Origin of the sequence: Xenorhabdus japonica, assembly GCF_900115195.1 — a bacterium.
GTDB classification, from domain to species: domain Bacteria; phylum Pseudomonadota; class Gammaproteobacteria; order Enterobacterales; family Enterobacteriaceae; genus Xenorhabdus; species Xenorhabdus japonica.
The window spans coordinates 14,043-34,684 of the sequence record NZ_FOVO01000036.1; the positions used below are offsets into that span (position 1 = coordinate 14,043).

Genomic DNA, 20,642 nt, shown 5'->3' on the forward strand with positions numbered 1-20,642 from the left:
TATGAATTTAAAAGAAAGAGTGAATTTAAACGAAAGGAGTCAGTATACCCTTTGAACGTAAGATATACAGCACTGATCACCCCTCAATTTTGCCGCAGTATAAAAAAATCTTATTCGACTCCCTTTACTTGTATATTTATACAGCTATTATTGGTGTGTTTATTAGCCATTACCTAAGGTGAAGTTCGATTTATGATCAAAGAAATAACTCGCTGTGGTTGGGTGACATCCGACCCTAATTATCTGGCTTATCACGACAACGAATGGGGAACCCCATTGAGAGATAGCCAACAACTTTTCGAACTGATTTGTCTAGAAGGGCAACAAGCGGGTTTATCATGGTTAACTATTCTGAAAAAACGGGAAGGCTATAGAAAATGCTTTCATCGATTTGATCCGTCCAAAATAGCCAAAATGGATGAAATGGATGTTGAACGTTTGATGAAAGACCCTGCCATCGTGCGACATCGAGCCAAAATCAATGCGATTATTCACAACGCTCGCGCTTACCTGCAAATGGTTGAACAAGGTGAAGACTTTAGCTCTTTTATCTGGCATTTCGTTGATGATTCCCAGCAGATTAACCACTGGCAAAACTTGTCAGAAGTTCCTGTCAAAACAGAAAATTCTGATGCACTTTCAAAAGCTCTGAAAAAACGCGGGTTTAAATTTATTGGCAGCACCACTTGCTATGCTTTTATGCAAGCAGCAGGCTTGGTAAACGATCACCTCGCAAATTGTTTATGCCGAAAATAAATTACCTGTATCTAAAAAACGCAGAATACCTCTTTTACCCCATTGCACCCCATTAATGAGCGGGGTATGGTGTCTTCTTCTCATACAAAAACAGACGCAAACGCCACTATGAAATTTTCGCAATTCGGAAACAAATTTACACAAGATTCAGGAATTACCCGCCTGATGACTGATCTCAACCAAGGTCTGAGAACGCCTGGTGCGATTATGTTAGGTGGTGGCAATCCCGCACATATCCCAGAAATGGATGAATATTTCCAGCAGATATTGACTGATATGGCGTTAGACGGTCAATTAAGTGAAACCCTATGCAACTATGACGGGCCACAAGGGAAAAACACCTTGATAACGGCATTAGCTCAAGAGTTACAGGAAAAGCTCGGCTGGGAAATCCACCCACAAAACATTGCCCTGACCAATGGCAGCCAAAGTGCCTTTTTCTATCTGTTTAACTTACTGGCTGGTCGCGCTGAAGACGGTTCTATGAAACGTGTTTTGTTTCCTCTGGCTCCGGAATATATTGGCTATTCGGATTCAGGTTTGGATGAAGGGTTATTTGTTGCCAATAAACCGAATATTGAATTACTGCCCAACGGCCAATTCAAATATCACGTCGATTTCGATCACCTGAATATTACCGAAGATATCAATCTGATTTGCGTCTCTCGCCCTACCAATCCAACAGGCAACGTTATTACCGACGAAGAATTACTGCGCTTGGATGGTCTGGCTCAACAGCATCAAATTCCCTTATTGATAGATAATGCCTACGGTGTACCATTCCCCGGCATTATCTTTAGCGAAGCGACCCCGCTGTGGAATCCCAATATTATTCTGTGTATGAGTCTGTCCAAACTGGGGCTGCCTGGTTCCCGCTGTGGGATCATCATAGCCAATGAAAAAATCATTGATGCTGTCAGTAACATGAATGGCATTATCAGCCTGTCTCCCGGTGGCGTTGGGCCAGCTATTGCTCTGGAAATGATTCGGCGCAACGACCTGTTTCGCCTGTCACAAAACGTCATTCAACCGTTTTATAAACAGCGGGTCGATAACGTGATTGAAATCATTCGTCGCCACATATCAGAAGATCGCTGTCTTATCCATAAACCAGAAGGTGCTATATTCCTCTGGCTCTGGTTCAAGAACTTACCAATCACGACAGAAGTGCTTTATCAGCGGTTGAAAAAACGGAACGTGCTGATGGTGCCAGGGCATTTCTTCTTCCCAGGCCTGGAACATAATTGGCCTCATGCCCATCAATGTATGCGAATGAACTATGTCCCTGATATTGAAAAGATCGAAGAAGGTATTCGTATTTTATCTGAAGAGATTGAGATAGCGCATAGAGAAGCAATGCTCTGATCTACATTGCAAACAGTTCTGAATTAAGACCGTTCTCCGTTAAGACGATTTTCAATAAAATGGTTACCAATAAAATAAAAAAAGCTCCCTCATTTAGGGGGGAGGGAGCAAGATGATAACGAGGACTTTTACCTGAGAACAGGACAGTAGTTATTAGAATCCAAAAAGAATTTTTCACACATAATAGGAAAGGAAAACAATCCTTGTTTTTACACCTTCCCTGAACTGCGTATATTTAATCAGAAAAATCATATTGTAATGGATTGAATAAGCAGGAATTTTTGACTTTAAATTACCTCTACTATCTCAAATTAAGACAATTGCTCAGTATTCTGTGATCTAAAGCACGTTTAATGAAACAGACGATGATACTTAAAACAAGTTTTATTCAGAATAGATTTTTATTTCTTGGTGGGAAGCGGCAGATTAGTGTCCAACAATAAAACCATCTGTAAACCTAATCAATATTACCCTTAATGATTTATGCTTATTATTGAAGTAAAATAAAAAAAATTTTAAATTCACATCACAAAGAATTATTAAATTTAACGATAAGTGCTATAGCAAACTGAATATTACCTGACTATAGTAAACAATATTAAGGGTAAACAGTATTAAAGCGTTATACCCGTCATACTTTGGGAAAGTGGCATTAATTAGCGAATAAAGTATCTGGACATTGGCAAATTAACTCATTGAAATCATGGAAACGATGAAAAATTGTAAAGTGTTTCTATTACTATATACCACATTAGGCTCGTTACTTGTTACAGGCTGCTCTAGCATCATGACACACAGCGGCCCCTATCAAGGCTATTATTCTGGAGCAAAAGCCAATATTGGTATGCTGAAAGATGACAAAACGGGGTGGTTTATAAAGCCTTTACTTGCTGTCGATCTCCCACTTTCTACTTTCCTGGACACACTTCTGCTTCCTTACGATTATTCCCGTTCCGATCAAGACAATTCAGAGCAATCTCCCAAACATCGCATAGAGCAACTAGATAAAAATCCAATCGTCATGCAACCTACAACAGAAACGGTAGACCATGATACACAGTTTCATTCATCTTCATTGTAAGCACCTGTCATCCTTATCGGGCATCGTTATCAAACCTTGATGCCCATTTCTGCCATTCTTTTTCAGTTAATTCCTATTCAAGCAAGTCCTGTTTCAACCACGAAAATTTGTCGGTAACCACCAATATCACGCATAAAAGCAACATAACGATCATCAGGGGATATCACTATTGCATCCGCAGAAGGGGCATTATCACTACGCTCGGTTAAACGCTGCATTTTTCCAGTCTGACTATCACAGAGCACAACACTATTGTCATAGACACAGGCAATAAACCGCCCACGGCTATCCCAGCTGAATGCAGATTGTATGCTGTTTTTGCTATCAGTTATCTGCATTGGCTCACCACCATTTGGTGAGATATGCCATAGCTGGACAATTCCTTCTTCATCTTTCATCAGAAAACAGATTTTACTGCCATCTGGTGATGTTCTTAACCAATGACGTGGAACATTCACCACACCAGACCAGCGTCTATCATGCGTAAAAGTCAAACGTTTCTGTTTCACTCCCGCAGGCGGCGCTGGGAGTGTTGTTTCTGTACCAGCCAAAGGCTGATTGCCCGCAATAGTGTAATCATCGTCGTTTTCAGGTAGATCAACGAGATAAATTTCCGGTATTTTTTCGCCATTGTCAGCGCATGTATCACCAATAAAAGCCAGCGCCCAACGCTGCCATTGACCATTATCTTTGCGATATCCCCGCTGCCCAATCCATCCTTCTTCATAGGCCCGATTAATGTCATCACTTCCGGGACGAGGGTATGTAGTCGTCTGGCTGACAACAACCGAGAAATAGCTACCGTCATATTCCCTCGGATGTTTCTTTACTGGCATCACAGCTCGCAGCGGAACAGCCACCGCAACATTACGTAAATCTAGCGCAGGATCTAACTGATGCATCACATGGTCATTGTAGGTAAAACTTAAACGGTCGCCATCGGGGCTGAAAACATGAACATGTGTTCCTCCCCGCAAAGCACCTGCGGTATAAGGTGGAGTGATATCCATTGCATCAATGTTAATTGCCACATTGGGATAATTATCAGAGACGATAACACCACGACGATGGTGAAAATCATATTGCCACTGTGCATCTGGATTTTCGGGACCATGAATAAAGGCATAACGAATTGGCTCCTGCTGACTCACAGTCACAACACCGACATGAGCACCTTCTTTTGCTTGATAGATAACTTCAGTTTGTCCATGACCAATATGAATTTTTTCTATCGTTAAACCTGTAAAAGATGCGCCATGAGGACGAACATCGAATACCAACCATTGGCTGTCAGGTGTCCAAACATTTATATTAGTTATCTGATGGCTACGGCTATCGAATGTAATCTGGCGTTCCTTAAAAACCATTTGGTTACCTTAATATTGCGAGATTTCGGATAATAAAAACTAATTTTATTCAAGTTTAACTAAAAAATTTCAGTCGAGACGTTATTATTCCAACAGTACTCTTACTTCTACGTTATATTCCATTTAATTAAATTTATGCTACTCAGTGTCCTCTATATCATTGGTATTACAGCTGAAGCCATGACAGGCGCTTTAGCCGCAGGTCGTCGAAAAATGGATGTATTCGGCGTTATTATTATTGCTTCCGTGACAGCCATCGGTGGTGGCACCGTCCGTGATATTATTTTGGGGCACTATCCCCTCGGCTGGGTAAAAAATCCAGAATATATCGTGACCGTTGCTTGTGCTGCCGTACTGACTATCTGGATTGCTCCCATGATGAAACATCTGCGTCGCTTGTTTCTCATTCTTGATGCAATTGGTTTAATTGTCTTCTCCATCATTGGCGCACAAATCGCTATAGATATGGAATGCGGCTCGATTATCGCCGCCATTGCAGCCGTAATCACTGGCGTTTTTGGAGGCGTACTGCGCGATCTATTTTGCAATACTATTCCCTTGGTATTCCAAAAAGAGATCTATGCAGGTATCTCTTTTGCAGCCGCTTGGCTCTATATCGCCTTGCATAAAATGCTATTACCCTCAGACATCGTGATCTTGATTACACTCGTTGTAGGTCTGACCGCACGATTGATAGCAATTCGTTATCGTCTTGGTTTACCCATCTTCCACTACAACGGCACAGATCATTGAGACTATCATGAACATTTGGGGCAGCTTTTTAGCCCCTATTTACTGATTCTTCACTATATCTTTCCCTGCCATATTTTTTTCTTCTTCAATCCCTTGCTCTCCCTTAATACCCCGCAAAGACAAAATCCGAATTACCGCCTTAATCTCAGGATGCTGTAAAAAGGCCAAGATTTTTTCTCTTTGTTTGACTGTTAATGAGCGTTTCACCTTCGTATCTGATAATGTTGTTTCCCACTGCCATCCTGTTTTATCTGTAAGATGCTTGGCATGAGGCAAACCAATGGCTTCACGCCATAGTGAAAGTGGCTGTAATTTTGCCTGCTGAAATTGGGAGAAAATTAACTCTGCGCGTTTAGTTCCAATATTAGCCACTGCCTCAAGCTGTCCCTTATCCAAATCCAACCAATCCGTTAAATTAGCTACCAGCCCGTGTCTTACCAAAGCTGACCACGTTCCCTGTCCAACTCCTTTCATTTTCAATTTTTCCCCTAACCATGTCAGGCGAGCAACAAACTGCTGTTGGCAACGATAATTATTGCCCTCATTTTCATGATCGAATGTCAGACAACTCAGGAAATGATACTCCTGCTCATTGGGTGGTTGAATCTCAGGACGTTCCGCCATACGCCACACTACCTTGTCAAGTTTGGGTATACCATGTCCCGCCAACGTCACTGTAATTTTATCTCCGGGATAAGCATCCCACTGCTTCCAGCGTTTGATGGAACCGATATTGACTCGACTCACCTGTCGATCATCCACCTTTATTTTCTCCAGCTCTAATACAACGGATATTTTCCCTGTCCGGCCGATCGTGAAATTAACGTCTTTTACGGTTGTAATTTGCTGTCGTAGTGGATATTTCCATGCAATCGTCCAACTGTTTGATCCTGTTCTCCATTGTCGGCCTGTCGGTTCAATCTCCTGCCGTAAAACAACGCCATCTGTAGAAAAAGGGAGAGGCTGAGCAAAATAATCTTTCCATCTTTTTTCGGCATCTTCTGTAGTGGCAATGGGGTGGCTATATTGTTGTGTGATGGGAAATCCCATTACAGCCAATTTCTCCAGTTTTACAGCCATTTCATTTGGTCCATCCGGCCAGCCCCAAATAAAAATGCCAATTTGTTTAAGTTCCGGTGCTGGAGTTTTACGAATCATTAAACCTGCAACTTTACTGCGCACTCCCTGACTTCCCGACACGGACTGTCGGTGATGCTCCTGTTGCCAGAAAAGCTCACCCTGCAATACCAAACGCTCAGGGGCATTTTCAATCCGCTTAGGAATGCTGGGAATAAATGCGCTTTTATCCATCCAGTCTATACCTTCAATACCATCACCACGGCTGATTAACTGCACTAACTGGCCTTTTTCATAGACCAAAGTAACCGCCACACCATCAATTTTAGGTTGCAGCCAAACTCCTGTTCGCCCCTGCAACCACTGATGAATTTCCTGCACTGCCTTCAATTTATTCAACCCCGTATGCTGGACAGGATGACGATGTTTCTCTCTCTGTAACACCGCAATCACTGACGTATCAGAAACAGCGCTAGCAGAGATAAAAGCGCTGTCTGGCTCGTGATTTAAACAACTTTTCCAAAGTCTCAAGGTTTCCAGTAATTGATCATAGATTTCATCATCTATTTCACTAGTACCCTGCTGATGATAAAGACGATCCCACTTAGCCACCTGCTGCTTCAGATAGCTAATTTCATGCTGAAATTTTTCTTGTGACCATTCAGGGCAATTACATTCAGGACAATTAATCGTGTTTGCAAATGCCATTGGTACGCCAAATAGCAGTATCCATACTGTTATAAAAAAACTGATGAGAAAATTAAGCATCCCTGCTCCGTAAATTCCTAAAACACGGGCAAAGAATAAAAAGCAGAAGAATTTTTACCAAGATGGAAAAGATAAGTTTGCGGAGCGTTTCGAAAAATAAATGTGCAATTTCTGCAACCGCCTATTTTTTCTGAAATTGTTTCGCAGAATGTTCCATTAATGTCAGTTTGTTAAGAAAAAATTTTGTTGAAATGTCTGTTGGCATGTATTGTAACGCTACATGGATTAACGTATCCGTGTATACTATATGGGATTTTATATTCGTGGAATTTTATATTCCCGCGTTTGCATCTATTTATACCCAATCAGTCAAGAAATCATCATGAACCAAGGAACGTTATATATTGTTTCTGCGCCGAGTGGAGCAGGCAAATCAAGCCTTATTCAGGCTTTATTAAAAACTCAGCCTTTTTTGTATGACACTCAGGTTTCTGTTTCACATACAACGCGTCAAGCTCGTCCAGGCGAAAATCATGGTGAACATTATTTTTTCGTCACTGTGGATGAATTTCAAAATATGATCAGCCATGATGAATTTTTGGAATATGCCTGTGTTTTTGGTAACTATTACGGCACATCCCGAAAAATCATCGAAGATACACTCGCCAGTGGCGTTGATGTTTTTCTTGATATCGATTGGCAAGGTGCACAACAAGTCCGCCAGAAAATGCCGGCAGCTTGCAGCATTTCCATTCTCCCTCCCTCCAAGGAAGAGTTGCTCCGCCGCCTGCGTGGGCGTGGTCAGGACAGCGAAGAGATCATTGCCAAACGAATGGCTCAGGCTGTCGCGGAGATGGAGCATTACAACGAATATGATTACGTCATCATCAATGATGATTTCGGTACGGCACTGGCCGATTTACAATCTATTATTCGTTCAGAGCGTCTACGATTAGATCGTCAGACTCAGCGGCATTATGTCTTAATCAGCAAATTATTGGCAGACTGAACTAAGTTTCAGTATTATGCCCAGTCATTTATTTATCTGTGGAGTAGCACACATATGGCACGCGTAACTGTTCAAGACGCAGTAGAAAAAATTGGTAACCGTTTTGACCTAGTGTTGGTCGCTGCTCGCCGAGCACGCCAATTGCAAGTAGGTAGCAAAGATCCCCTCGTTCCGGAAGAAAACGATAAGACAACGGTTATCGCTCTGCGTGAAATCGAGCAAGGCCTCATCAACAATAAAATTCTTGATGTTCGTGAGCGCCAGGAACAGCAAGAGCAAGACGCAGCAGAAATCAAAGCCGTTTCTGCCATTGCTGAAGGTCGTCGTTAATTTTACGGTAGGTCTGCCTTGTACTTGTTTGAAAGCCTGAATCAGCTAGTTCTGAAATATTTGCCTGAAGATCGAATCGATCTACTTAAACAGGCCTATGTGGTCGCGCGGGATGCCCACGAAGGGCAAACCCGTTCCAGCGGTGAGCCATACATTACTCACCCCGTTGCCGTTTCTTGTATTCTGGCTGAAATGCGCCTTGACCATGAAACACTCATGGCGGCACTTCTTCACGATGTCATTGAAGACACTCCTACGACATTTCAGGATATAGAAAAATTATTTGGCACGACTGTTGCCGGATTGGTGGAAGGGGTATCCAAGCTGGATAAGCTGAACTTCCGCGATAAGAAAGAAGCACAGGCTGAAAACTTCCGCAAAATGATCATGGCGATGGTACAGGATATTCGCGTCATTTTGATCAAACTGGCAGACCGTACACATAATATGCGAACCCTTGGCTCCTTGCGCCCCGATAAACGGCGGCGCATTGCCAGGGAAACGCTGGAAATTTATAGTCCGCTGGCTCACCGTCTGGGTATTCATCACCTAAAAACGGAGCTGGAGGAACTTGGGTTTGAAGCCCTGTATCCAAACCGTTACCGCGTGATTAAAGAGGTTGTAAAAGCCGCTCGTGGTAATCGCAAAGAGATGATCCAGAAAATTCTGTCAGAGATTGAAGGCAGATTAACGGATGCCGGCATTGAATGTACTGTCAGTGGCCGAGAAAAACATCTCTACTCGATCTATCGTAAGATGCACCTGAAAGAACAGCGTTTCCATTCCATCATGGATATTTACGCCTTTCGTGTCATCGTCAATAATCTTGACACCTGCTACCGCGTACTGGGGCAAATGCACAGTTTGTACAAGCCGCGCCCCGGTAGAGTGAAAGATTATATTGCTATCCCAAAAGCCAATGGCTACCAATCCCTACATACTTCCCTTATAGGCCCGCATGGAGTGCCCGTCGAAGTTCAGATCCGTACCGAAGACATGGATCAAATGGCGGAAATGGGGGTTGCCGCACACTGGGCCTATAAAGAACAGGGGGAATCCGGTACGACCGCACAAGTTCGTGCTCAGCGCTGGATGCAGAGCTTGCTGGAACTCCAGCAAAGTGCCGGCAGCTCTTTTGAATTTATTGAGAGCGTTAAATCTGATTTGTTCCCGGATGAGATTTACGTTTTTACTCCTGAAGGACGAATTGTTGAGTTACCGGCTGGCGCAACCCCTGTCGATTTTGCCTATGCTGTCCATACGGATATCGGCCACGCTTGTGTCGGCTCACGCGTTGATCGTCTGCCCTATCCTCTCTCACAAACTCTCAGCAGTGGGCAAACTGTCGAAATTATCACTGCACCAGGCGCTCGCCCTAACGCTGCATGGCTGAACTTTGTCGTTAGTTCTAAAGCACGGGCCAAAATTCGCCAGTTACTGAAAAACCTAAAACGGGATGATTCGATTGGTTTGGGGCGTCGTCTGCTTAATCATGCGCTTGGTAATGGCACGAAAGTAATCGATATACCACAAGAAAATATCAACAAAGAGCTGGCAAGAATGAAGCTCGCTACTTTGGATGATTTGCTGGCGGAAATCGGATTGGGGAATGCCATGAGCGTAGTTGTCGCCCGCAATTTATTACTGGGTTCAACAGAGAAAACGCCAAACAACAATGGCAATACGGCGCGTAAACTGCCTATCAAGGGTGCTGATGGCATTTTGATTATCTTTGCCAAATGCTGTCGCCCAATTCCGGGCGATCCGATTATTGCCCATATCAGTCCGGGAAAAGGTTTGGTGATCCACCACGAGTCCTGTCGTAATATCCGTGGATATCAGAAAGAACCGGAAAAATTCATGCCTGTTGAGTGGGATAAAGATATTAATAGCGATTTTATTGCTGAAATCAAAGTCGATATGTTTAACCATCAGGGTGCATTGGCAAATCTGACTGCTGCCATTAATGACGCGAACTCCAGCATTCAAAGCATGAATACGGAAGAAAAAGATGGCCGCGTTTATTGTGCTTTCATCAGGCTGACGACCAAAGACCGTATCCAACTGGCAAATATCATGCGTAAGATACGTGTAATGCCTGACGTGATGCGAGTCAGCCGTAACCGAAACTAGAGGTTATGAATCCTAAACGTTACGCGCGTATTTGCCAGATGATGGCAATGCGTCAACCTGATCTGACGATTTGTTTAGAAGAAGTCCACAAACCCCATAACGTATCCGCTGTTATTCGTACTGCGGATGCTGTTGGTATCCACCAAATCCATGCTATCTGGCCTACCGAGCAATTAAGAACCCAGCTCTCCTCTGCTGCGGGCAGTAGCACAACGACAGCGCCAATTGGCAGGCATGTATCAGCAGGAGAAAAGCACTCTGCCGGAAGAGGAACAGCAAAGGCTGCTTTTCGAAGGGGGATCCCCGTGTTGGCCGCCGTTTCTCGTCGTAAAGGCTTGGAACGACCTTTGATAGATAAGGGCAAATCATCGCAAGTGAGTCATGGTGGTCAGCTATGCAAGCAACAATTGCACCATCAACAAGGAAATAAATCACACTGACGGAGAAATCGTATGAAAGGCCAGCTACTTGATGCCATCCCCTTAACCACTCTGCGTGGTGTTGGAACCAATCAGGTCACTAAACTCGCTAAGTTAGGGTTGGTCAATCTACAGGATTTACTTTTGCATTTGCCGCTTCGCTATGAGGATCAAACCCGCCTGTATACCATCAATGAATTACTGCCCGGCATTTATGCCACAGTAACAGGTAAGGTGTTGCGCACCAATGTGGTTTTTGGGCGTCGGCGCATCATGACCTGCCAAATTAGTGATAGCACTGGCATATTGACCCTACTCTTCTTCAATTTTACTGCCGCTATGAAAAATAATCTGGCCGAAGGAAAACACGTTGTTGCCTATGGAGAAATCCGGCGCGGCAATCAAGGGCCAGAGATCATTCATCCTGAATATAAAGTCCAGCAACACGCCAACGGTGTTCAACTACAAGAAACGCTAACTCCCATCTATCCCACAACCGAGGGAGTGCGTCAAACAACGCTGCGAAAGTTAATTGAGCAAGCATTGGAATTATTGGATACCTGTGCCGTTAATGAATTACTGCCGGAAGAGTTCAGCCGGAAGATCATCAGCCTGCCCAATGCGTTGCATACATTACATCGTCCACCGCCGGATATTTCACTCATCGATTTGGAGAATGGCAGACATCCAGCCCAGCGAAGGTTGATTCTGGAAGAAATGCTGGCACATCATTTAAGCATGTTGGCAGTCAGAGCCGGAGCCCAGCGTTTTCATGCACAACCCCTCACAGCAGATGATTCACTGAAACAGCAACTCCTGAACCAATTGCCATTCTCACCAACAGGTGCACAAACCCGTGTTGTTGCAGAAATAGAACATGATTTAGAAAAAAACGTCCCCATGATGCGCCTGATACAAGGAGATGTGGGGTCGGGAAAAACACTGGTGGCCGCACTGGCTGCTGTTCGCGCCATTGTTCACGGCAAGCAGGTGGCATTGATGGCACCAACTGAGCTGCTGGCAGAGCAACATGCCAATACCTTCCGTCAATGGCTTGAACCGCTCGGTATCCAAGTCGGTTGGTTGGCAGGCAAACAGAAAGGTAAAGCACGTCAGGTACAGCAAGAGGCGATAGCGAGCGGTCAAGTGAGTATGGTTGTCGGCACTCATGCCATGTTTCAGGAGCAGGTAAAATTTGCGGGGTTGGCACTGGTTATCATTGATGAGCAACATCGATTCGGCGTGCATCAACGTCTGGCATTATGGGAAAAGGGGCGCGAACAAGGCTTCCACCCCCATCAATTGATTATGACAGCAACCCCTATTCCACGTACATTGGCAATGACCGCCTATGCCGATCTGGATACTTCCATCATTGACGAATTACCACCCGGTCGAACGCCAGTCACAACCGTTGCTATCCCTGATACTCGCCGAAACGATATTATCCAACGTATCAAAAGCTCCTGTCTGGATGAAGGTCGTCAGGCTTACTGGGTATGTACTCTAATCGAAGATTCTGAGGTACTGGAAGCGCAAGCAGCACAGGCAACCAGTGAAGAACTGGCACTAGCATTGCCTGAATTGAAAATTGGTTTAGTGCATGGGCGGATGAAACCGGCAGAAAAACAGGCCGTCATGGAGTCTTTCAAGCAGGGTGAACTACAATTGCTGGTTGCTACTACGGTAATCGAAGTGGGAGTTGATGTGCCCAATGCCAGCCTGATGATTATCGACAACCCTGAGCGACTGGGATTGGCTCAATTGCACCAGCTTCGTGGACGGGTCGGGCGTGGAGCTATTGCTTCACACTGTGTCCTGCTCTATAAAACCCCCCTGACTAATACAGCCAGAATTCGCCTGCAAGTTTTACGGGACAGTAATGATGGTTTTGTAATTGCCCAGAAAGATTTGGAGATCCGTGGGCCGGGTGAATTACTTGGTACACGTCAAACGGGTAATGCCGAATTCAGAATCGCGGATTTATTGCGGGATCAAAGTATGTTGCCTGAAGTTCAGCGTATCGCCCGCTATATCCACCAGCACTATCCTGAACATGCCAAGGCGCTGATTGAGCGCTGGTTGCTGGATCGTTCTCAATATAGCCATGCTTAAGTTCCTACAAAAAATGCCGCTGAGTATTTCAGCAGCATTTTTCGCCAAGATATCAGGCAAGTCAAAAGTGAATTAATCTAACCTGCTACAGATGGAAACACGGGTAACAATAGATATAATTTGATGACGGCTGCATTAACGATATCAAGAAAGAACGCTCCCACCATTGGCACGAGTAAGAATGCCATATGAGATGGCCCAAAACGGTCAGTAATCGCCTGCATATTTGCGATAGCCGTTGGGGTTGCACCTAAACCAAAACCACAGTGACCTGCTGACAATACTGCGGCATCGAAATTCTTACCCATTATCCGGTAAGTAACGAAAATAGCATACAAAGCCATAACAACTGTCTGCACGGCAAGAATGATCAGCATTGGCAGTGCAAGGGAAGCCAACTGCCACAGTTTCAGGCTCATCAGTGCCATTGCCAGAAACAGCGACAAACTGACGTTACCCAAGACCGAAACCGCTCGGTCAAATACTCGATAAAAACCAAGTAAAGACAGGCCGTTACTGAGAATGACACCGACAAACAGTACACATACGAATGTCGGTAATTCAAAGGTTGTACCTTCCAGCTGCTTCTCAATAAAACTTCCTGCTAACAAGCAAATGGAAATCATGGCAATGGTTTCCACCATCACTAATGGTGTGATAAGCCGTCCAGTATAAGGTTTCTCAAATGCAGTTGGGATCTCAGTATCATCAGCTTTCAATCCAGGCGTTTTGGTATTTCTCACCAAAAAACGGGCAACCGGACCACCAATCAAACCGCCCAAAATCAGGCCGAATGTTGCACATGCCATTGCCACTTCTGTAGCATTTTCAAAGCCATAGCGCTCTGAGAATACTTTACCCCAAGCGGCTCCCGTTCCATGTCCACCAGAAAGTGTAATGGAGCCAGCCAACAATCCCATTAATGGATCAAGGCCAAGCATTTTCGCCAATGCAATGCCCACGGTGTTTTGCACCAATAACAGGCCAACAACCACGAAGACAAAAATGACCAGAAATTTTCCGCCTGCTTTCAGGCTGGCAAGGTTAGCGTTCAAGCCAATTGTGGCAAAGAACGTCAACATTAAGGGCTCTTGGAGGGATAAATCAAAACTTACTTCCCAACCCGTGGATTGTTTAATCGCCAGTAAAACTAAAGCGATCAATAATCCACCTGCGACCGGCTCAGGGATCGTATATTTCTCAAGGAATGAGACTGATTGTACGAGTTTTCTTCCTAGTAGCAAAACGAGTGTGGCAGCAACGAGCGTGCCATAAATATCCAGATGATACATTTATGTACCCCATCCATTTGTTAAAATTATGTAAAATTAATGTGACGTTATAATCATCCTATAAAAACGCCAAGAGCAGGTAAGGGGTGGATTAGAAATAAATTTCTTAATAAATACAAGTTAAAACATTTAAAAATGTGACGAAATTAAGTCAGATTTCGTTATGAAAACTCTGCGCAAACGATTGTTTTAATGGTGCAGATCATTAAAATGCATCTTTTTGTCCATCTGGAATTTCGCAACATGGTCAAGTTATCCCGTGAATCCTATTCATCGGAAATAACCAATAAATCAGACAATGAACTTATCTATCGCCTGGAAGATAAACCCCCTTTCCAACATGCCCTATTTGCTGCGTGCCAACATTTATTGGCTATGTTTGTGGCTGTTATTACTCCGGCGATGTTGATTTGTCAGGCTTTGGGGCTTCCGGAACAGGATGCTCAACGCATTATCAGTATGTCCCTGTTTGCCTCAGGCTTAGCATCACTTATTCAAATTCGCTCTTGGGGATCCATCGGCTCTGGTTTGCTTTCAATTCAGGGCACCAGTTTTAATTTCGTTGCTCCACTTATTATGGGTGGACTGGCGTTGAAAAACGGAGGCGCAGATATTCCAACTATGATGGCAGCTCTGTTCGGTACGCTGATGCTCGCCTCAATGACGGAAGTTCTGCTCTCACGAGTATTACATTTAGCAAGACGGGTCATTACACCTCTGGTATCCGGTATCGTGGTGATGATTATTGGCTTATCGTTAATTCAAGTCGGATTAACTTCCATTGGTGGCGGTTATTCTTCGTTGCAGAACGGCACATTTGGTGCCCCTGAAAACTTGCTGTTAGCGGGGGTTGTTCTCGCCGTCATCGTATTGCTGAATCGCCAAACTAATCCTTATTTGCGCGTTGCTTCGCTGGTCATTGCCATGGCAGTGGGTTATCTGGTGGCCTGGTACATGGATATGTTACCCATTTCAGTATCAAAAGAAGATGCGCCTATCATCACCGTTCCTTCCCCTCTCTATTATGGCCTATCTTTTGATTGGCATCTGTTGATCCCACTCATTCTGATTTTTATGGTGACATCTCTGGAAACGATTGGCGATATTACAGCAACTTCAGATGTCTCCGAGCAACCTGTCAGTGGTCCACTATACATGAAGCGCATCAAGGGCGGTGTATTGGCAAACGGCCTTAATTCGATGGTTTCAGCCGTGTTCAATACGTTTCCGAACTCCTGTTTTGGTCAGAACAATGGCGTGATACAACTCACTGGCGTTGCCAGTCGCTATGTCGGTTACATTATTGCTTCGATGCTGATTCTATTGGGGCTGTTTCCTGCCGTGGCTGGTTTTGTACAGCACATTCCTGAACCGATTCTGGGAGGCGCGACGATTGTGATGTTTGGCACTATCGCCGCATCTGGTGTCAGAATAGTTTCCCGTGAACCCCTGAACCGTCGAGCCATCATGATTATCGCGCTGTCTCTGGCTGTGGGGTTAGGCGTATCTCAACAACCGCTGATTTTACAGTTTGCACCTGATTGGGTGAAAAACTTACTCTCCTCAGGTATTGCCGCAGGTGGGTTAACCGCAATTCTACTTAACCTGATTTTCCCCCAAGAAAAATAATCTGTGGATTTACATTATTTTTCTCTCCCGCCTCACCAGCGGGAGTATTCTTTTTTGCATATTTTGCAAAGTTATTCGCAATATCTATATTAACTCTCCCAAAAATTCACTAAATAATGTTTTTATCTGAATCACCTATTGAGTGCCTATCCATTTTGCGGCATAAAAGAGTTTCTATTCGTCGTAGGTCATGTTGAGGTGAAGTAATGAGGTGGTTAGGGAAATCTTTTGGCGCTCTTCTAATATTGCTGGTTTTGGCAATCATAGTTATCTATGTTGCTGTCCAAACGCATTGGGGCGCCAAACAGTTAAGCCGATGGCTCAACAAGCAGGGACATTATCAAGTCAGTATTGAAAGCATCAGCCATAGCTGGCTACAACCCACTACCTTAATATTTAATCGTGTTGATGTTCGCGACAAACAAGGCTCTTTTTCACTCACCGCCAATACCATTAATCTCGATTTCAAGTGGCGACATTTATTGTCACCCAAAAACCTGTACCGTCTGACATTGCAAGAAGGGGCATTGATACTGTCAGGAAACCAATTTCCCCTTTCTCTACAAGCGGATATCCTGCAACTGAACCAGATGAATGTTCAGCTAGACAGTCCCAACACCCACATTCAGGGAAAAAATATTACAGGTGGAATTACTCCTTGGGCTCCTGTCGTGGACAATCCGGTTGGTAATGGGAAATATCAATTCAGTGCTGGTGTGCTCCGTTTAAATGACCTGCCTGTTGAAAATGTCGTTATGCGGGGCAGTTACCAGAATAAGGCCTTGGTTATCGATTCTTTTGGAGCAACATTCCTGCAAGGTTCCATTTCTGGCGATGGCCAGCAATTGCCTGACGGCAGTTGGCGATGGAACAATATCCTAATCAATAACATTCGCTGGCAAACACCGCTGACGCTGGATAAGTTGCAGGAAAAGGTCAGCCATCTTCCGGCGATATATGTCAAAGATCTCAATATCACCAATGCAAAACTGCAAGGGCAAAACTGGTCTGTCGATTATCTAGATAGCACTATTAAAAATTTGGGATTGGTCAATGGCAGTTGGGATACCAAAGATGGGTTGATTGATTTTAATGTGATGAACATGACGCTGAATAATGCGCAGTTCAACGACACGCTTGGAAAATTCCGTTTTTCTGATGATACTTTTACTATTGCAAGCCTGACAACTCATTATCAAAAAGGATTGTTCAATATCCAATCAGAATGGGATCGCAAAAACCGCCTCCTTACTCTCAAAGACAGTTCTGTCACAGGGCTGCTTTATGTTCTGCCCCCCACATGGCTCAACTATTTCAAACAGCCTGCGCCGGCATGGATTTCAGGCCTGAAACTCCATGATATTGCCATCAATAATACTCTGCTGATTGATACCAATCCGGGCTTTCCGTTCCAGCTCACCACCTTTGCGGCTCATATTGACAGCATGGATATTCTGAAAAATGGTAAATGGGGATTATGGAATGGTCAGGCATCGCTGCAAGCTGCCGCAGGGACATTCAATGCAATCGAAATAAGCCGCCCTTATCTGCAACTACATGCCACAGATGACAAAATCACCATTGATAAGCTGAATGGCTTTACAGGTGAAGGGCTGTTGCAAGTTACTGGCACAGTTGAACAACACACTGCCCAAACACCTTTTAATCTCAGCTTCAAAGGCATGAATGCGGATTTAAAAATCTTGCCACAATGGGGTTGGATACCACTCAAAATTCAGGGAGAAGGAAATTTCTCACTTGCTATCACGGGTGATCTCTTCACCCATGATATGAAGGGAACAATAAATGGGACATTGGTGGCTGAAGATAAATCATCAGAAAAAGAGTCACAATCTATTGAGCAAGGTTTGATCTCAACGAGTCGCTGTCCCCCAACAGCACACTCTTCCTTAGATAATTCTGCTTCCGTAGCTAACCCTGAAGCCGCTCACTCAGCAACGGGCAATCATGTGACGGAGAATCAAACCTGCGCAAAAATCAAGCTGTAGCAACACGTTCGGGAGGCAGGACGATATAAGTACCGGTGAACACGCTACCTACACCATGTTCGCCGCTAACCTGTACTTCCACTTTTACACGCGCTTTGTTGCCACGGGCAAGACGGGCAAGGTCTCCGCTCATTTTATTGAAATCCGCAGTTGCACAGGGACGCCCCGTTATCGGTTGCCGATAACGGATATTGGCATCCACCAAAATGATGTCGCCTCCCAATTGGCGTTCCTGTAGCAACAGCCAAATTAATCCCCATGCTGTTAATGTGGCCTGAGAAAATAAGCTACCCGCGAAAATAGTATGGTGTGGATTCTGATTTCCGGCTTCGGGCATTGTCGTAATAAAACGTTGTCCGGTATATTGAGTGATCCGCAGTCCCATCTTTTCACTTAAAGGAATATGCTTATGCCATGCCTGCTGTAACTCTGCACACCAATCAGGGCGATGCAAAATATCATCAAGAGTCATGATAGGTTTAATCATTAGAAAATGATTAATCGGTGACGTTTTCGCCCCATTGATCAACCCACGATTTTGAAAACCCAATTTGTCGAAGAAATAAACAGCATCTTCCCGTGCGCTGCAAACAACTCGTTTTACACCTTCCTGCCTGGCTACAGACTCCAATGCCATCGCAATCAGTGTACCCAATCCTTTCCGCTGCACATTAGGATGAACAGCCAAAAAACGAATAGCGCCTTCACTGTCTGCATTGATATATAAACGCCCAACAGCAAGCGGTTTACCATGTTCATCCACCACCATTTGATGATGAGCCATTGAATCATAACCATCCTTCTCTGATCCAATAGGCTGGTGAAGCGGTTTACGCAACATTTCCCAACGAAATTGGTAATAGGTTTCCAGCTCTTGTTCTGTTTGAGGTACTCTCAGATGGTACATAAAAACAGCCCCTTCTCTTGTTTTAAACAGCAACCTTATTCATCGTTGCGATATTTCACCCACCTCATACTTGCAACCAGAAAGTTACTGGCCCGTCATTCGTCAAACTGACTTTCATGTCTGCAGCAAATTTCCCCATTTCTGTTTTTACACCAGTTACACGACTCTGTTCAACAAAATAGCGATAAAGCTCATCTGCTTTTTGTGGTTCAGCTCCACCAGAAAAGCTAGGTCTTAAGCCTTTCTGCGTGTCCGCAGCCAATGTAAATTGGGATACAACCAATAAGCTCCCCTGAGCCTGTTGAACATTCAGGTTCATTTTTCCCTGTTCATCGCTGAATACCCGATACCCCATTACCTTATCGCATAAACGTTGCGCTTTTTGTGGGGTGTCGTCTTTTTCAACTCCCAGCAACACCAGCAACCCCTGTCCAATTTCTCCAATAGTTTCACCCTCAACAACAACCGTTGCCTGTGTCACACGCTGAATTAATGCGATCATTTCTCTTGCCTGTTAGCCGTTTAGTTATCTGTATCAGATTTAGTTATCCGTATTGGATAGAAAATCATAGGTAGGAAATCCATAAATATGTAAGAAAAATAGCGGAAAACATCATCTGCAATAAGTTAACGATGTTAATTTTTTGAGGGAATCGAAAAATCATGAGCCTTAAAATAATCAGGGATTATACTCTTGTCAGCCACATGAATTGCATTGATGCCTAATTTGTTTGCTGCTTCTACGTGTTCTAAAAGATCATCAAAGAATATAACTTGATCCGCTGTCACACCTTCTGCTGCAAGCACATATTTAAAAATATCAAGATTCGGTTATAAGTAAAAGTGATCCGTTGATGCTTTAATCTCAGGATAATGCACCAGCCAATAAGCATGATGCAGGCGGTTTGTATTTGACAGAACAACCACACGATGCCCTTGGGCACGCAATTTATTCATTAACTCAATGACTTCCTGCCTGACATCAATAAATATTGCATGCCAGCCTTCCTTAAATTGTTCAAAACTGAGTGAGACTTCCATTTCATCACACATTCTTTCTACAAATTCAGTATCACTGATTTGCCCACACTCATGTTTTTCAAAAACCTCTCTCAACGAAAATTTCGAGGTCAATATTGCCAGTGGTGTCCCACTCAGATTACTCCAAACAGCGAGTGCTCTTCTAAAATCAATATCAATAATCACGTTACCCATATCGAAAATATACAGCATAATCCCTCCTGATTGATGCTCATTGTTTGGTACTTTTATCATAATTTTATTAAGAAAAAATAAGAAGAAGATAAAAAAACAAACAAATTTCTCTTTTTATGAAGTGTCGTTGAAGTTCTAATTCGTTGTATTAATCAATAATAAAGAATGGATAACAAAAATTACTGGAAGGGATATTATAAATCTATGGTCGCCTATATGAACACATCCTCGGAAAATAGACATTATTACGCACTTGCTCATTCATATACTTCCACAATAGCTCTATCGGATTGAGGTTTGGACTGTAAGCAACTGTCTTGAACATAAAAATTATGGCGCAACGTGATGGTAAGATTCATTCCATTCTTCGTTCTTTCTGAGTATTGCATTCAGGATAGTCAGCAACTTACGCATACAGGCAACCAGCGCCACTTTTTTGGCTTTTCCGGCGGCAAGCAGACGCATAACGCCTTTATC

General features: G+C 43.8%; 15 protein-coding genes and 4 pseudogenes. 11 read left to right on the forward strand and 8 right to left on the reverse strand.

Going from position 1 to position 20,642, the window contains the following annotated elements:
* The first annotated feature begins 204 nt into the window (after positions 1-204).
* From BM135_RS12935 to BM135_RS12945, 3 genes are all read left to right on the forward strand, one after another.
* Positions 205-756 carry a DNA-3-methyladenine glycosylase I gene (locus tag BM135_RS12935; protein WP_175486133.1) on the forward strand — a complete coding sequence of 184 codons (552 nt, stop codon included), beginning with the start codon at positions 205-207 and terminating at the stop codon, positions 754-756.
* 108 nt (positions 757-864) lie between these two features.
* A complete protein-coding gene (locus tag BM135_RS12940) occupies positions 865-2,121 on the forward strand; it encodes a valine--pyruvate transaminase (RefSeq protein ID WP_092520240.1) in 1,257 nt (418 codons plus the stop codon).
* 712 nt (positions 2,122-2,833) lie between these two features.
* On the forward strand, positions 2,834-3,202 hold the full coding sequence (locus BM135_RS12945; protein WP_092520204.1) for a YceK/YidQ family lipoprotein: 369 nt from the start codon (positions 2,834-2,836) through the stop codon (positions 3,200-3,202).
* Between the two features lie 77 nt (positions 3,203-3,279).
* Here the strand turns inward: BM135_RS12945 and BM135_RS12950 are convergent, their stop codons facing one another.
* Positions 3,280-4,569 carry a YidR family protein gene (locus tag BM135_RS12950; RefSeq protein WP_092520206.1) on the reverse strand — a complete coding sequence of 430 codons (1,290 nt, stop codon included), beginning with the start codon at positions 4,567-4,569 and terminating at the stop codon, positions 3,280-3,282.
* A 135-nt stretch (positions 4,570-4,704) separates the two neighbouring features.
* On the opposite strand from BM135_RS12950, the gene BM135_RS12955 reads away from it, so the two are divergent.
* The gene (locus tag BM135_RS12955) at positions 4,705-5,322 is read left to right on the forward strand and encodes a trimeric intracellular cation channel family protein (RefSeq protein WP_092520208.1); all 618 of its coding nucleotides are present in this window, start codon (positions 4,705-4,707) and stop codon (positions 5,320-5,322) included.
* A 39-nt stretch (positions 5,323-5,361) separates the two neighbouring features.
* On the opposite strand, the gene ligB is transcribed toward BM135_RS12955, so the two are convergent.
* Positions 5,362-7,107 (reverse strand): NAD-dependent DNA ligase LigB, encoded by a 1,746-nt coding sequence (ligB, locus tag BM135_RS12960; protein WP_245737398.1) that lies wholly within the window; start codon positions 7,105-7,107, stop codon positions 5,362-5,364.
* 382 nt (positions 7,108-7,489) lie between these two features.
* On the opposite strand from ligB, the gene gmk reads away from it, so the two are divergent.
* The 5 genes and pseudogenes from gmk to recG all read left to right on the forward strand — a co-directional run bounded on the left by gmk (position 7,490) and on the right by recG (position 13,113).
* Entirely contained in the window at positions 7,490-8,116 is a 627-nt protein-coding gene (gene gmk / locus BM135_RS12965) for a guanylate kinase (protein ID WP_092520243.1), read from the forward strand.
* Positions 8,117-8,170: 54 nt separating this feature from the next.
* Positions 8,171-8,446 carry a DNA-directed RNA polymerase subunit omega gene (rpoZ, locus tag BM135_RS12970; RefSeq protein ID WP_092520213.1) on the forward strand — a complete coding sequence of 92 codons (276 nt, stop codon included), beginning with the start codon at positions 8,171-8,173 and terminating at the stop codon, positions 8,444-8,446.
* A gap of 18 nt (positions 8,447-8,464) precedes the next feature.
* The gene (spoT, locus tag BM135_RS12975; RefSeq protein ID WP_092520228.1) at positions 8,465-10,579 is read left to right on the forward strand and encodes a bifunctional GTP diphosphokinase/guanosine-3',5'-bis pyrophosphate 3'-pyrophosphohydrolase; all 2,115 of its coding nucleotides are present in this window, start codon (positions 8,465-8,467) and stop codon (positions 10,577-10,579) included.
* A gap of 5 nt (positions 10,580-10,584) precedes the next feature.
* Positions 10,585-11,009: pseudogene (locus tag BM135_RS12980) on the forward strand (TrmH family RNA methyltransferase).
* 22 nt (positions 11,010-11,031) lie between these two features.
* A complete protein-coding gene (gene recG / locus BM135_RS12985; protein WP_092520230.1) occupies positions 11,032-13,113 on the forward strand; it encodes an ATP-dependent DNA helicase RecG in 2,082 nt (693 codons plus the stop codon).
* Positions 13,114-13,190: 77 nt separating this feature from the next.
* On the opposite strand, the gene gltS is transcribed toward recG, so the two are convergent.
* Positions 13,191-14,405, reverse strand: coding sequence for a sodium/glutamate symporter (gene gltS, locus BM135_RS12990; protein WP_092520232.1), 1,215 nt, complete (start codon positions 14,403-14,405; stop codon positions 13,191-13,193).
* Positions 14,406-14,648: 243 nt separating this feature from the next.
* On the opposite strand from gltS, the gene BM135_RS12995 reads away from it, so the two are divergent.
* Both BM135_RS12995 and BM135_RS13000 read left to right on the forward strand, forming a co-directional pair.
* A complete protein-coding gene (locus BM135_RS12995; RefSeq protein ID WP_092520244.1) occupies positions 14,649-16,034 on the forward strand; it encodes a nucleobase:cation symporter-2 family protein in 1,386 nt (461 codons plus the stop codon).
* 206 nt (positions 16,035-16,240) lie between these two features.
* Complete coding sequence (locus tag BM135_RS13000) at positions 16,241-18,043, forward strand: translocation/assembly module TamB domain-containing protein (protein WP_139204108.1); 1,803 nt, start codon at positions 16,241-16,243, stop codon at positions 18,041-18,043.
* Here the strand turns inward: BM135_RS13000 and fabY are convergent.
* The 5 genes and pseudogenes from fabY to BM135_RS16705 all read right to left on the reverse strand — a co-directional run.
* Positions 18,033-18,950: a fatty acid biosynthesis protein FabY gene (fabY, locus tag BM135_RS13005; protein ID WP_092520234.1), complete on the reverse strand. Its 918-nt coding sequence runs from the start codon at positions 18,948-18,950 to the stop codon at positions 18,033-18,035. The genes BM135_RS13000 and fabY overlap by 11 nt on opposite strands.
* 64 nt (positions 18,951-19,014) lie before the next feature.
* Complete coding sequence (gene dtd, locus BM135_RS13010) at positions 19,015-19,452, reverse strand: D-aminoacyl-tRNA deacylase (protein ID WP_092520236.1); 438 nt, start codon at positions 19,450-19,452, stop codon at positions 19,015-19,017.
* Positions 19,453-19,586: 134 nt separating this feature from the next.
* Positions 19,587-20,183 (reverse strand): annotated as a pseudogene (locus BM135_RS13015) (HAD-IA family hydrolase).
* Positions 20,184-20,376: 193 nt separating this feature from the next.
* Positions 20,377-20,472 (reverse strand): annotated as a pseudogene (locus tag BM135_RS17730) (transposase); the annotation flags it as partial.
* A gap of 23 nt (positions 20,473-20,495) precedes the next feature.
* A pseudogene (locus BM135_RS16705) lies at positions 20,496-20,642 on the reverse strand (IS110 family transposase); the annotation flags it as partial.